At 57.9% G+C, this 12,564-nt stretch carries 12 protein-coding genes; 5 read left to right on the top strand and 7 right to left on the bottom strand.

The features are described from left to right. Nucleotides 1–30 precede the first annotated feature (30 nt). Nucleotides 31–1,461 (bottom strand): coniferyl aldehyde dehydrogenase, encoded by a 1,431-nt coding sequence (locus RHM59_RS15740; protein ID WP_322224674.1) that lies wholly within the window; start codon nucleotides 1,459–1,461, stop codon nucleotides 31–33. A 220-nt stretch (nucleotides 1,462–1,681) separates the two neighbouring features. Here RHM59_RS15740 and RHM59_RS15735 point away from each other — a divergent pair, with 220 nt between their 5' ends. After that, a complete protein-coding gene (locus RHM59_RS15735) occupies nucleotides 1,682–2,353 on the top strand; it encodes a TetR/AcrR family transcriptional regulator (protein WP_322224672.1) in 672 nt (223 codons plus the stop codon). 41 nt (nucleotides 2,354–2,394) lie between these two features. Beyond that, complete coding sequence (locus RHM59_RS15730) at nucleotides 2,395–3,249, top strand: sulfurtransferase (RefSeq protein ID WP_322224670.1); 855 nt, start codon at nucleotides 2,395–2,397, stop codon at nucleotides 3,247–3,249. Nucleotides 3,250–3,300: 51 nt separating this feature from the next. Here RHM59_RS15730 and RHM59_RS15725 read toward each other — a convergent pair whose 3' ends face one another. The 6 genes from RHM59_RS15725 to RHM59_RS15700 all read right to left on the bottom strand — a co-directional run bounded on the left by RHM59_RS15725 (nucleotide 3,301) and on the right by RHM59_RS15700 (nucleotide 9,052). After that, a complete protein-coding gene (locus RHM59_RS15725; protein ID WP_322167030.1) occupies nucleotides 3,301–3,624 on the bottom strand; it encodes an AzlD domain-containing protein in 324 nt (107 codons plus the stop codon). Beyond that, nucleotides 3,621–4,346: an AzlC family ABC transporter permease gene (locus RHM59_RS15720; RefSeq protein ID WP_322224668.1), complete on the bottom strand. Its 726-nt coding sequence runs from the start codon at nucleotides 4,344–4,346 to the stop codon at nucleotides 3,621–3,623. The genes RHM59_RS15725 and RHM59_RS15720 overlap by 4 nt, the downstream gene beginning before the upstream one ends. Before the next feature lie 68 nt (nucleotides 4,347–4,414). Further along, on the bottom strand, nucleotides 4,415–5,461 hold the full coding sequence (locus tag RHM59_RS15715; protein WP_416195022.1) for a hydrolase: 1,047 nt from the start codon (nucleotides 5,459–5,461) through the stop codon (nucleotides 4,415–4,417). Nucleotides 5,462–5,659: 198 nt separating this feature from the next. Next, complete coding sequence (gene rsmD, locus RHM59_RS15710) at nucleotides 5,660–6,241, bottom strand: 16S rRNA (guanine(966)-N(2))-methyltransferase RsmD (protein WP_322224665.1); 582 nt, start codon at nucleotides 6,239–6,241, stop codon at nucleotides 5,660–5,662. Then, a complete protein-coding gene (locus RHM59_RS15705) occupies nucleotides 6,241–7,704 on the bottom strand; it encodes a pitrilysin family protein (protein ID WP_322224663.1) in 1,464 nt (487 codons plus the stop codon). Before RHM59_RS15705 ends, rsmD begins: the two co-directional genes overlap by 1 nt. Beyond that, entirely contained in the window at nucleotides 7,697–9,052 is a 1,356-nt protein-coding gene (locus RHM59_RS15700; RefSeq protein ID WP_322167034.1) for a pitrilysin family protein, read from the bottom strand. The genes RHM59_RS15705 and RHM59_RS15700 overlap by 8 nt, the downstream gene beginning before the upstream one ends. A gap of 300 nt (nucleotides 9,053–9,352) precedes the next feature. On the opposite strand from RHM59_RS15700, the gene ftsY reads away from it, so the two are divergent. From ftsY to ftsX, 3 genes are read left to right on the top strand one after another with little or no spacing between them, the layout of a single operon-like run. Continuing rightward, the gene (gene ftsY / locus RHM59_RS15695) at nucleotides 9,353–10,813 is read left to right on the top strand and encodes a signal recognition particle-docking protein FtsY (protein WP_322224661.1); all 1,461 of its coding nucleotides are present in this window, start codon (nucleotides 9,353–9,355) and stop codon (nucleotides 10,811–10,813) included. Further along, nucleotides 10,810–11,481, top strand: coding sequence for a cell division ATP-binding protein FtsE (gene ftsE / locus RHM59_RS15690; RefSeq protein ID WP_322167036.1), 672 nt, complete (start codon nucleotides 10,810–10,812; stop codon nucleotides 11,479–11,481). The genes ftsY and ftsE overlap by 4 nt, the downstream gene beginning before the upstream one ends. After that, nucleotides 11,478–12,506 carry a permease-like cell division protein FtsX gene (ftsX, locus tag RHM59_RS15685; protein ID WP_322167037.1) on the top strand — a complete coding sequence of 343 codons (1,029 nt, stop codon included), beginning with the start codon at nucleotides 11,478–11,480 and terminating at the stop codon, nucleotides 12,504–12,506. The genes ftsE and ftsX overlap by 4 nt, the downstream gene beginning before the upstream one ends. Nucleotides 12,507–12,564 lie beyond the last annotated feature (58 nt).

Below are 12,564 nucleotides of genomic sequence, written 5' to 3'. Positions count from 1 at the left end.
AGTCGTGGACCTTTAGTTTCAGGAGCCTGATCAGCGAACAAACAGTTTGTAGATCAGCCGTTGAATCGCCTTCCCATACGGCGGATAGATCACTCGCGCGGCGTTAAAGCGTTGCTTGACGAACACACCCTTGGCCTTACTGAACGTTAGAAAACCTTCATGACCATGGTAGTGACCCATGCCCGAAGCACCGATGCCGCCGAACGGCATGTCATCCTGAGCGACGTGCAACAACGTGTCGTTCAGGCAGACGCCACCGGAATGTGTCTGCTCCAATACCCGCTGTTGCTCAGCTTTGTTGTATCCAAAGTAGTACAACGCCAGCGGGCGTGGTCGCTGATTGATGTAGGCAAACGCTTGGTCGATACGGCCGTAGGGCACGATGGGCAAAATCGGACCGAAGATTTCATCCTGCATCACCGTCATGTCGTCGCTGACGTTGAGCAATACGCTGAACGGCATGCGTCGACCTTGGCTTTCGTTGAACAGCGAAATCACGTTTGCGCCTTTGCTGCTGGCGTCGGTCAGGTAGCTACTAAGCCGTGCGAGCTGACGGTCATTGATGATTGCGGTGTAGTCCGGGTTGTCAGCCAGGGTCGGGTAAAAATTGTGGATCGCCTGGCGATAGGCTTCGACAAAGGCATCGACTCGATCTTCCGGAACCAGCACGTAATCCGGCGCAACGCAGGTTTGCCCGGCGTTCAGGGTTTTGCCGAAGGCGATCCGTTCAGCCGCATCCTTGAGTGGCACGTCATGGGAAACGATGGCCGGGGATTTTCCGCCCAGTTCCAAGGTGACCGGTGTCAGGTTTTCAGCTGCCGCACGCATCACATGCTTGCCAACGCTGGTGGCGCCAGTGAACAACAAATGGTTAAACGGCAGCTTCGAAAAGGCCATGCCGACTTCAGCTTCGCCCAACACCACCGTCACCAAGTCCTCGGGAAAGACCTGGCCCAACAACCGCTTGAGTAACTGACCGGTGGCTGGCGTGGATTCGCTGAGCTTGAGCATCACCCGGTTACCCGCCGATAACGCCCCAACCAGCGGCCCAATGGCGAGAAACAGCGGGTAATTCCACGGCACAATAATCCCGATAACTCCCAGCGGCTGATACACCACTTTGGCCGAGGCGGGTTGAAACGCCATGCCGACACTGCGTCGAGACGGCTTCATCCAGCGCTTCAAGTGTTTGCTGGCGTAATGAATGCCCAACAGACTTGGCATCAACTCCGCCAATAGCGTTTCGTCGGCGCTGCGGTGGCTGAAATCACTGCTGATGGCGTCGATCAATGCCTGCCTCTCATCGCTCAGCAACGTGCGCAAAGTCTTCAGCCATTGCTGGCGCTGACCTGCAGTCGGCATCGGATTGGCCGCGAAGGCCTGACGCTGGACGTTGAAGCGCTGTTCAAGGTCGGTGGCGGTGTGTTCAGACGCTTGCAAATAGGCGAGTTCGGCGGGCATGGTCGTGGCTCTTTTTAGCGTTATGCTGTGGTTTTAGAGTCATAACTCTATAAAGTCAAATACAAACATGCCCTCTGTAGGAGGCAAGGTGTGGGCGAGGGTATTTACGCGGCGACTCGTGAGCCGCTTCGCCAACACGTTGGCTCCAGAGATTCTGTGTGGGGTATGCCATTCTCGGTTGCGTTAAGATCCGGCTCATTCCCGCCTACCCGAGTTGAACATGGCCCCGCGTATCAAAACCCGTGAGCGCATCGTTGATATCAGTCTGGAGCTGTTCAATCAGCAGGGTGAGCGCAGCGTCAGCACCAACCATATTGCGGCGCACATGGAGATTTCTCCGGGCAATCTGTATTACCACTTCCCCAACAAACAGGCGATTATTGCCGAGTTGTTCGCCGCGTATGAAACGCTGGTGGACACCTTTTTACGTCTGCCAAAAGGCCGTTTGCCCGGCCTGGATGACAAGCGGTTTTACCTGTTTGAGCTGCTTGACGGCATGTGGCGCTATCGGTTTTTGCACCGCGACCTGGAGCATTTTCTCGACGCCGATCCAGAGTTGGCCGCGCGTTATAGGCGGTTTTCTCAGCGCTGCATGGTTCACGGCATGGCGATTTATGGCGGGTTTGTCGAAGCCGGCATTCTGCAGATGGACAAAGTGCAGATTGAATCGCTGACCCTGAACGTCTGGATTATCCTCACCTCGTGGGTGCGCTTTCTATGCACCACAACCGAAAACGCCACGCGGCTCAGTGAAGAAGCCCTGCGCCGAGGCGTTTACCAAGTGTTGATGTTGGAGTTGGGTTACGTCACGCCACACGCACGCGGTGCGGTGAATGCATTGTGCGAAGAATTTTATGTGCCGTTGAACCGGGCGCTGCAAGAAATGAGCTGATGCCTGGGTTTGAATCAACTTTTTCCATAGAGGAGCCTGTCATGTCTATTGCGCAATTGATCAGCCCGGAACAACTGGCTGCCCGCCTGGGGGAACCAGGGTTGGTGATTCTGGATTGCCGCTTCGCCTTGGAAGACCCGGAATATGGCCACAGCAGCTATGCCGAAGGGCATATTGCCGGTGCGCTGTTTGCAGATCTGGAACGTGACTTTAGCGGTTCGGTGATTAAGGGTGTGACCGGCCGGCATCCGTTGCCGAGCCCGGCTGATTTGACCCGGCGCTTGCAGGCGTGGGGCGTTAATCAGGACAGCGACATCGTGCTTTACGACGATGCTCCCGGTGCATTCGCCGCGCGGGGCTGGTGGCTGTTGGCATGGCTGGGCAAGCGCGATGGCGTGTATTTACTCGATGGCGGATTGAAAGCCTGGCATGCGGCGGGTCAAAAACTCAGCCTGGATGTGCCCGACGTTCAAAAGGGAGCGTTCGCCGGGCATGCAGATGATTCGTTACGGCTAAGTACTGAGGCGTTGCAAGCGCGTTTGGGCCAGCCGGAAATGACGTTAATCGATGCTCGCGCCGAACCGCGTTTCCGGGGTGAGGTTGAGCCGATTGACCCCGTCGCCGGGCATATCCCCGGCGCAGTGTGTGCCGCGTTCAACGAAAACCTCGGCCCGGACTCTCGCTTTCTCCCGGCAGCACAACTCAAGCAGCGTTTTGCGGCAAAACTGGAAGACCGCTCACCCGACGATCTGGTGGCGTATTGCGGTTCAGGGGTGACGGCGTGCCATAACCTCTTTGCACTGAGCTTGGCCGGCTATCCACTGGGCAAGCTGTACGCCGGATCGTGGAGCGAGTGGATTACCGACCCAACCCATGAAATCGCCACGGGGGCGTGATCAACACAACCGCCTCCCTCTGAGAGCCAACAAGTTGGCTCCTTGGTGCTGTTAAATCTGCCCCAGCGCCCAGCGCAGCAGGAAGAACACCAACAATCCGCCGCCAATCGTGGCCAGTAAATTTCGGCTGAGGGCGGCGATGGCGATGGTGGCTAATCCTGCCAGCAAGAACGCGTTGTTCAGGGTCAGCTGCCAATGCTCGCCGTCGGGCAGCAGCATGCCGGGCACCACGATCGCGGTGAGCACGGCGGTTGGCACGTAGTGCAGTCCTTGGCGAACCACCGGCGGGAAGCGTAAGTTCGGCCAGGCGAAGAGGCTGTAGCGCATCAAAAAGGTGATCGCCGTCATGCCGAAAATCAGCCACCAATAACTCATGAGTGCACCTCGTGGCTCGACGACCCGGTCACATCGGTGCGCCGACGTTCCAACAGCACGCCCATCGCAATCCCGCTGAAGGCCGCTGCCATCAATCCGAGTTTGTACGGCCAGGCATGGGTCATAAGGGCTACCGCGCCTGCCGCCAGCGCTGCCGCCACTTGCGGTCGGTTGCGCAACAGGGGCACGACGATGCCAATGAAGGTCGCGAGCATGGCGAACTCCAATCCCCAACTCGCCATGTTCGGGACGGCTTCGCCAAACAAAACCCCGACCAATGAGCTGCCGACCCAGCAGGCATACAACGCGCTGGCGACCCCCAGCCAATACCAGTGGGCGAGCGCTGAACGCCCGTGCACCAGGTAATAGCGCTGAACCACCGCGAAGGTTTCATCGGTCAACCAAAACGCCAACAACACACGCCAGCGCTGGGGTAATTCATTGACCTGCGGTTGGAGGGTGGCGCTGTACAGGACGTGGCGAAGGTTGACGATGAAGGTGGTCAGCAAAATCACCACACCGCTGGCGCCTGCGCCCATGAGGCTAACGACGATGAATTGCGCGGAACCGGCATAGACGAACAGCGACATGCCGACCGCCTGCCACAGCGACAAACCGCCTGCACCGGCCAGCGTACCGAAGATAATGCCAAAGGGCGCAATGCCGACCAGCATCGGAACGCTGTCGCGAAGGCCTCGGGAAAACAGTTGATAGCGGGACATGGGTCTCTCCTTGAGCCGGCATCTTAGGCGGTCAGGAAAAACGTGTCTCGGACGATTGTGCAGTTAAATTAATGAGCCGCTTGAGAACCCACGCCATGGGCCGTGCTCAACCAAGACGGAATGCGCCGTTCGAGGTAATAGCTCGGGTTTCTCAGCGAACCCTCGACGAACCCGACATGTCCGCCTCGGGCTTGAAGCTCGAAGTGTGTGCTCGACGACAGTTCGTCGGGGTCTGGCAGGCTGTGAAGAAACACGAAGGGGTCATCGGCCGCGTGAATAATCAGCGTGGGCGTGCGAATTTCTCCCAAGAAATAGCGGCTCGAAGCGCGGCGGTAATAGTCTTGGGCATCGACAAACCCGTGCAATGGCGCCGTGACCCGGCCATCGAAATCCCAGAACGTGCGCATATTCTCCAGTGAACCCAATGCTGAAAGCTCTGCCAATCCTTCGCTGAGTCCCTCGTGCTGGAAACGCCGCTGTTTGTCTCGGATGTAGGCGACCATCTCGCGCATGAAGTGCGCCTGGTAGACCTTGGAAAAACCTTGGCCGATCCGATCGGCGCTTTGATCCAGACGAAACGGTACTGAGACCGCAACGGCGCCTTGTAACTCGCTGTTTACGCCTTCTTCCCCGAGGTATTTGAGCAAGACGTTGCCACCGAGGGAGTAGCCGACTGCGTACAACAGCGACAATGGCCGCTTGGCACGGACATGGGCGACAACACTGGCGAGGTCCTCGCTGGCGCCGGAGTGATAGCTGCGTGGGAGCAGATTGGGTTCGCCGGAACAACCCCGCCAGTTTAAAGCGACACTGGCCCAGCCTTGCCGGGCCAACACCTGCTGCAAACCCAGTACATACAGTGAATTCGATGACCCGGTCAGGCCGTGTAATACCAATACCAGTGGAGTACCCGTTTCGTTCGGGCCGTACCAATCGAGGTCGAGAAAGTCGCCATCGGCCAACCACATCCGTTCCCGCTCACGCTCGATTCGCGCTTTTTTGCGCCACAGCGGACCCCATAAGGTTTGCAGGTGGGGATTTCCCAAGCCCAAGGCGGGGATAAAGCGTTCGGCGGGCGTTGGCAAAGCAGGTCGGATAGGCACGTCATTACTCATCGGCGATTCACGGTTACTGCTTAATCGCTACGTTGCCACAACCGTGGAGCGGCGTGCGGAGGTTTATGACCAACTGCAGGAGACAGCGTGTTGGCGAGGCGGTGTGCCTGACACACTGCTTTGAGCCTCTCGCCAACGAGTTGGCTCCTACAGATAATTTCTGGGGTGACATCGAGCTTGGGGCATCCGCAAGCTCGATTACCGCTGCCACAACACGTAATACACCTGACCCGCTTTCTTCTCGCGGTGCAGCCGCCACGTGCCGGGGACGCCGATGGTTGCCGGTGGTATCTCGCTTTCGGTGTAGACAAACGCCTCCTCGGCCAACCAATTGCGCTCTTCCAGCAGCGCGCAGGCCGCTGGCAGCAGGCCTTGGTGAAACGGCGGATCGAGAAACACCACGTCGAACTGCTCGGCAGGTTGGCCTTCCAAATGACGCAATGCATCGGTATGTACTAACTGCCCCGTCGTGCAATCAAGGGCGGTCAGATTGTGGCGCAAGCTGGCGATGGCGGCGCCGCTGGAGTCCAGGGCCAAGGCCATGCTCGCGCCACGGGACAACGCTTCCAAGTACAACGCGCCGCTGCCCGCGAATAAATCGAGTACGCGCGCGCCTTCGATAATCGGCGCCAGCCAGTTGAACAAGGTTTCACGTACGCGATCAGGCGTCGGACGCAGGCCAGGAGCGTCAGGAAAAGTCAGGCGACGGCTGCGCCATTGGCCGCCGATGATGCGAAGTTGACCCAGGCCGTTATGGCCCTTAGGTCTTGGATTAGCCATTAATGCTCCGGTACGCCAAGCGGTTGCTCGACGGGGTTATCTGTAGGGGGCGGCAAGTCTTTTTGCACGACCGTTGGGCCGGCGGTGACGATGACCATCTTGTCCGCACTCAGGTGCTTGTTCATCACTGTTTTGACTTGCTCAACCGTGGTGCTCTGAGCTTGTTGCATGAAATCTTCGAGGAACGTCAGCGGTAAATCGTAGAAGCCGATGGCGCCCAACTGACCCACGATGTCGGCATTACTCGCCGTGGACAGTGGGAAGCTACCGGCCAATTCGCGCTTGGCGTCATCCAGCTCTTTCTGGGTCGGGCCTGTAACAAGGAAGTCTCGCACGATGCCCTGCACCAGTTTAAGCGTGTTTTCGCTGAGCTCGGCGCGGGTTTGCAAGGCGATCAAAAACGGACCTTGGACTTCCATCGGCGTGAAGCCCGACGAAACGCCATAGGTCAGGCCGCGTTTTTCACGCACTTCAGTCATCAAACGGCTGCCGAAACCACCGCCACCCAATATCGAGTTGCCCAATGTCAGCGCGACGTAGTCCGGGTCATTACGGTCGATCCCTAACTGCGCGAGCATCAAGTGGGTTTGCTTGGAGGCGAACTCAATGTGGGTTTCGCCGGCTTTGGGCGCCACAGGCGCGGTTATTTTCGGCAGTGCCGGGCCTTTCGGCAGCGCGGCGGACACCTGAGCCGCGATAGCTTCGGCTTCTGTTCGAGACAGGTCGCCCACCAGCGCGATCACCACATTGCCCGCCGCGTAGGCTTTGGCGTGGAATGCCTTCAGTTGCGCAACGGTAATCGGGGTCACGCTTTTGGCGGTGCCTTCGCTCGGGTGCGCGTAAGGGTGGTCGGCATAAAGACGTTCAAACAGTTCATTACCCGCCAGCCTGCCGGGGTTTTGTTTCTGGTATTCAAACCCGGCCAGCAACTGGTTTTTGATCCGCGCCAACGATTCCTTGGGAAACGTCGGTTTACCCACGACATCAGCAAACAGCTTGAGCGCCGGTTCGCGTTTATCCACCGCGCTCAGGCTGCGCAACGACGCTACTGCCATGTCGCGGTAGGCGCCATTGCCGAAGTCCGCGCCCAAACTGTCAAAACCTTCAGCGATGGCGCTGACATTTTTGCCGGCCACGCCTTCGTTGAGCATGGCGTTGGTCAGCACGGCGATGCCAGGAATGCCCTGGTCGTGGCTGCTGCCAGCGGCGAAGATCAGGCGCATGTCGAACATTGGCAGCTCTCGCGCCTCGACAAACAACACCTTGGTGCCTTCGGCGGTTTTCCAGGTCTGAATGTTCATCGTGCGGTGGGCTGGCGGTTTGCCGTCGAGTTCTTTCAGCGATTGCAGGGTGTAAGCCGGAGCCGCAACGTCGGGTGCCGCGTTATCGGCTTGGGCCGAGGCCGTGATGAACAGGCCCAAGACCGTGGTCAGCACGACATGCAAAGCCTTGCGCTCACTCATGTGCTTTCTCCTCAGGCAAAACGTGCGCAACGCTGAGGCGCTCGCGGGTGAAATAGGTGCGCGCAGCTTTTTGAATATCAGCTGGGGTGACGTTTTTAATTGAATCCAGTTCTTCGTCGATGAGTTTCCACGACAGGCCTACGCTTTCAAGCTCGCCGATGGTACTGGCCTGACTGCTGATCGAATCACGTTCAAACACCAGGGCGGCAATCACCTGCGCCTGAACCCGTTCCAGCTCAGCGCTGGTCGGCGGGGTGGTTTTCAATTCATCTAACAGGCGCCAGATACCGGCTTCCACATCGGCCAGAGTTTTCTTTTTCTGCACGTTAGGCGTGGCGTTGATCATGAACAGGCTGTCGCCACGGCTGAAGGCGTCGTAGCTCGACGAGGCGCCGGCCACCAGTTCCTCGCCACGCTCCAGGCGGGTGGGAATTCGGGCGCTGTAGCCGCCGTCGAGTAACGCGGAAATCAGGCGCAAAGCATTGACCGAGCGTTTGTCTTCAGCGGTGGCCATGCTTGGCACGTTGAAGCCGTAAATCAAGCTCGGCAGTTGGGTCTGCACATGCAGCGTGATTAGCCGTTCACCCGGCTCTGCCAGTTCCAGCGGAATTTTCGCAGGCGGTGTCTCGCGTCGGGGGATCGGGCCGAAATAGCGTTCAGCCAGCGCCTTCACTTCATCAGGCTGCACATCGCCTACCACCACCAGCGTGGCGTTGTTCGGGACGTACCAGGATTGGTACCAATGGCGCAGCTCGGCGACGTTCATTCGGTCCAGGTCGGCCATCCAGCCGATGGTGGGCGTGTGATAACCGCTGGCGGGGTAGGCCATGGCTTTGAAGCGTTCGAAGGCTTTCGAGGTGGGCTTGTCATCGGTGCGCAGACGACGCTCTTCCTTGATCACTTCGATTTCACGGGTGAATTGCTCGGGCGGCAGCAACAGGCTGGCCATCCGATCCGCTTCCAACTCGAAGGCCACGCCTAAGCGATCGCGGGCCAATACTTGGTAGTACGCGGTGTAATCGTCGCTGGTGAAGGCGTTTTCTTCCGCCCCGAGGTCACGCAGAATCAGCGAAGCCTGGCCGGGTCCAACGTGCTTGCTGCCTTTGAACATCATGTGTTCCAGGGCGTGGGACAAACCGGTCTGGCCAGGAGTTTCGTAGCTGGAGCCGACCTTGTACCACACCTGGGAAACCACCACGGGAGCACGGTGGTCTTCGCGTACGATGACTTTAAGGCCGTTGTCCAAGGTGAATTCATGGGTAGGTTGTGGATCTGCGGCCAGTGCTGACAAAGGCAGGCAAACCGCGCTGAACAGCAGGCCGGCAGCGCGGCGGGCGAAAGCATTCATTCGTTTTTGAACCTGTGAGGCGGCCTGCTTGAACTTAGCGTAGGCGGGCGCGGAGGTGCTAGGATACTGGTCCGTTTGACTGCCGACCACGGCTAGAGCAGTACTTATGCTGTTACTTGTGTTTCAGCGGCCGGTTAGACATCGACAAAATCCGCAGAAATGACGTTTCCGGGCCAGCCCATTCGCTGCTTATCTATAGCTGCGGGTGAACAAGCCGGGACAAAAGCAGTCTGTTTCCCATTGACAGAATTTCCAGAGGCGCCGCTATGGCGCGTCGCTACCTTGAGATAGCCGTCCTCCATGTTTGGTTCCAACGACGACAAGAAGACCCCAGCTCCGGCTGCAGAGAAGAAAGGCCTGTTCGGTTGGCTGCGCAAAAAGTCGCAGGAAACCGCTGCCGATCAACCGCAAGGCGACATTTCAGCAACGCCCGAGCCGGTCATCGACCAGGCTCAGGTGGCCGTTGAGCCGTCATTAGTGCCCGCGCCGCTTCTAGACGCGGTGATTGAAGCGCCTGCGCCCGAAAACCCAACGTCCAAGCCATGGCTAGTGTTGCCAGTGGCCGAAGAGCCCGTCGCGCTGATCGATGAGCTTGAACCCCACGTTACGCCGCCGATTGCGCAGAAGATTGCTTCAATCGTGCAGTCGCTGCCCGAGGTGATGGTTGAGCCGGTGGTAACGGTGGAGCCTGTGCTTGCACCTGAGCCGGTCATCGTTTCTGAAGCATTGGTCGTGGCTGAACCGATCATCGTTGCCGAAGCATCGGTCTTACCGTCGCCCGTTCCCGTTCCGGCTTTGATGGTTGAATCGGCACCTACCGAAGCCAGCAAAATCGGTTTTTTCGCTCGCCTCAAGCAAGGCCTGTCGAAAACCAGCGCCAGCCTTGGCGAGGGCATGGCCAGTCTGTTTCTCGGCAAGAAGGCCATCGACGATGACCTGCTCGAAGAAATCGAAACCCGTTTGTTGACCGCTGACGTGGGCGTTGAGGCCACGTCGGTGATCATCCAAAGCCTGACTCAGAAAGTCGCGCGCAAGCAGCTAACCGACAGTGACGCGCTGTACAAATCACTGCAAGACGAGCTGACTGCGTTGCTAAAGCCGGTTGAACAACCGTTGGTGATCACCGGTCAGCAAAAGCCTTTCGTGATTTTGGTGGTGGGCGTCAACGGTGCTGGCAAAACCACGACCATCGGCAAGCTGGCGAAGAAACTCCAGCTCGAAGGCAAGAAAGTCATGCTGGCGGCAGGCGACACCTTCCGCGCAGCGGCAGTAGAGCAATTACAGGTCTGGGGCGAGCGCAACAACATTCCGGTCATCGCTCAGCACACGGGCGCGGACTCGGCTTCGGTTATCTTCGATGCGGTACAGGCTGCCAAGGCACGAGGCATCGATGTGCTGATTGCTGACACAGCCGGGCGTCTGCACACCAAAGACAACCTGATGGAAGAGTTGAAAAAAGTGCGCCGGGTCATGGGCAAGCTGGACACCGAGGCGCCGCATGAGGTGCTGTTGGTGCTGGATGCTGGCACCGGGCAAAACGCGATCAATCAGGCCAAGCAATTCCACCAGACCGTGACGCTGACCGGTTTGGCACTGACTAAACTCGACGGAACGGCCAAGGGCGGCGTCATTTTCGCGCTGGCCAAGCAATTCGGATTGCCGATCCGTTATATCGGCGTTGGTGAAGGCATCGACGATTTACGCACTTTTGAAGCCGAACCCTTTGTTCAAGCTCTGTTTGCCGAGCGGGAGCGCACATGATTCGTTTTGAACAAGTCGGAAAGCGTTATGCAAATGGTCACGTAGGCCTGCACGAGCTGAGCTTTCGGGTTCGTCGCGGTGAATTCTTGTTCGTTACCGGCCACTCTGGCGCCGGTAAAAGCACGTTGTTGCGCCTGTTGCTGGCGATGGAGCGGCCGACCACTGGCAAGCTGCTGTTGGCCGGTCAGGATTTAGGCAAAATCAGCACCGCGCAAATTCCTTATTTGCGCCGGCAGATCGGGGTGGTCTTCCAGAATCACCAGTTATTGTCTGATCGCACCGTGTTCAACAATATTGCGTTGCCCCTGCAAATTCTTGGTTTGTCCAAAGGCGAAGTCACCAAGCGCGTCGATTCTGCCCTGGAGCGCGTGGCGCTCTCGGACAAAACAGATCTGTACCCCGGTGATTTATCCACTGGCCAACAGCAGCGCGTCGGCATTGCCCGGGCCATCGTCCACCGTCCGGCGTTGCTGCTGGCGGATGAACCCACCGGTAACCTCGATCCACGGTTGGCAGCGGAAATCATGGGCGTATTCGAAGACATCAACCGTCTCGGCACCAGCGTGTTGATCGCCAGTCACGATTTGGCGCTGATCGCTCGGATGCGCCATCGCATGCTGACCCTGCAGCGCGGTCGGTTGATCGGTGACGGGGAGTCGACGGTATGAGTGCCACACGCACCCCCAAAGTGTCGGAGCGGGTTTCGCCCAAGGCCGCCGAGCCGACGCCGCAGAAAAAGAAAAAACAACGCGATGACGACGATGGCCCGGATTTCAGCGCACAGCTGAGCGCGTGGCTGGAAGCGCATCGCTCCAGCATGGTCGACAGCTTGCGACGCTTGGGCAAACAGCCTATTGGCAGCTTTTTCACCTGTTTGGTCATGGCCATCGCATTAAGTTTGCCGATGGGGTTGTCGTTGTTGTTGAACAATGTGGAACGACTAGGCGGTTCCTGGCAGCGTGCGGCGCAGATTTCGCTGTATTTGAACCTTGATGCCAACGCCGGTGACGGCGAGCAACTGCGCGAACAGATCAAAAGCATGCCTGGCGTAGCCGATGCTGAGTACATCAGCAGTGATCAGGCCTTGGCTGAGTTCCAGCAGCAGTCGGGTTTGGGTGAAGCGCTTAAAGAACTTCCGCAGAACCCGCTTCCCGGTGTTGTATTGGTCACGCCGCAGGAAGTTGATAAATCAGCGCTTGAAGCGTTGCGCGCTCGTCTGGCGCAGCTGCCCAAAGTGCAACAAGCCCAGCTCGACTTGGTATGGGTTGAACGGTTGGCTGCGATTCTGAAGTTGGGTGACCGTTTTGTTTTCGGCCTGACAGTCTTGTTGGTGCTGGCGCTTCTTTTGGTAATTGGTAACACAATTCGTCTGCACATAGAAAATCGCCGAACCGAGATCGAAGTGATCAAATTGGTCGGCGGTACAGACAGTTATGTCCGTAGACCTTTTTTGTATATGGGCGCGCTGTATGGCCTGGGGGCAGGTTTTCTGTCTTGGGGCGTACTTGCTTATGGGTTGAATTGGTTAAACGATGCTGTAATTGGACTCGCCGGCTTGTACGGAAGTGACTTCTCATTGGCCGGCGTACCTGCAGCCGATGGTCTGTCGCTCTTGCTTGGAGCCGTGTTGTTAGGGTATATCGGTGCTTGGATTGCGGTAGCCCGCCACTTAAGAGAGCTGGCGCCACGTTAATTTTTTACCTTGTGTTGTCATTTCAGCTGTTTTGGGAACTTGTCTACTGGTTCCCCGG

Source organism: Pseudomonas sp. MH10, assembly GCF_034353045.1.
Classification (GTDB): Bacteria; Pseudomonadota; Gammaproteobacteria; order Pseudomonadales; family Pseudomonadaceae; genus Aquipseudomonas.
This window is presented reverse-complemented; position numbering and strand designations above follow the sequence as displayed.

Excerpts from the sequence above, each read along its gene's own strand:
- RHM59_RS15705 (WP_322224663.1), bottom strand. The coding sequence starts at position 7,704 with ATGAGTGAGCGCAAGGCTTTGCATGTCGTGCTGACCACGGTCTTGGGC.
- RHM59_RS15700 (WP_322167034.1), bottom strand. The coding sequence starts at position 9,052 with ATGAATGCTTTCGCCCGCCGCGCTGCCGGCCTGCTGTTCAGCGCGGTT.
- RHM59_RS15740 (WP_322224674.1), bottom strand. The coding sequence starts at position 1,461 with ATGCCCGCCGAACTCGCCTATTTGCAAGCGTCTGAACACACCGCCACC.
- RHM59_RS15720 (WP_322224668.1), bottom strand. The coding sequence starts at position 4,346 with ATGTCCCGCTATCAACTGTTTTCCCGAGGCCTTCGCGACAGCGTTCCG.
- ftsY (WP_322224661.1), top strand. The coding sequence starts at position 9,353 with ATGTTTGGTTCCAACGACGACAAGAAGACCCCAGCTCCGGCTGCAGAG.
- RHM59_RS15735 (WP_322224672.1), top strand. The coding sequence starts at position 1,682 with ATGGCCCCGCGTATCAAAACCCGTGAGCGCATCGTTGATATCAGTCTG.
- RHM59_RS15725 (WP_322167030.1), bottom strand. The coding sequence starts at position 3,624 with ATGAGTTATTGGTGGCTGATTTTCGGCATGACGGCGATCACCTTTTTG.
- rsmD (WP_322224665.1), bottom strand. The coding sequence starts at position 6,241 with ATGGCTAATCCAAGACCTAAGGGCCATAACGGCCTGGGTCAACTTCGC.
- RHM59_RS15715 (WP_416195022.1), bottom strand. The coding sequence starts at position 5,461 with ATGAGTAATGACGTGCCTATCCGACCTGCTTTGCCAACGCCCGCCGAA.
- ftsX (WP_322167037.1), top strand. The coding sequence starts at position 11,478 with ATGAGTGCCACACGCACCCCCAAAGTGTCGGAGCGGGTTTCGCCCAAG.
- ftsE (WP_322167036.1), top strand. The coding sequence starts at position 10,810 with ATGATTCGTTTTGAACAAGTCGGAAAGCGTTATGCAAATGGTCACGTA.
- RHM59_RS15730 (WP_322224670.1), top strand. The coding sequence starts at position 2,395 with ATGTCTATTGCGCAATTGATCAGCCCGGAACAACTGGCTGCCCGCCTG.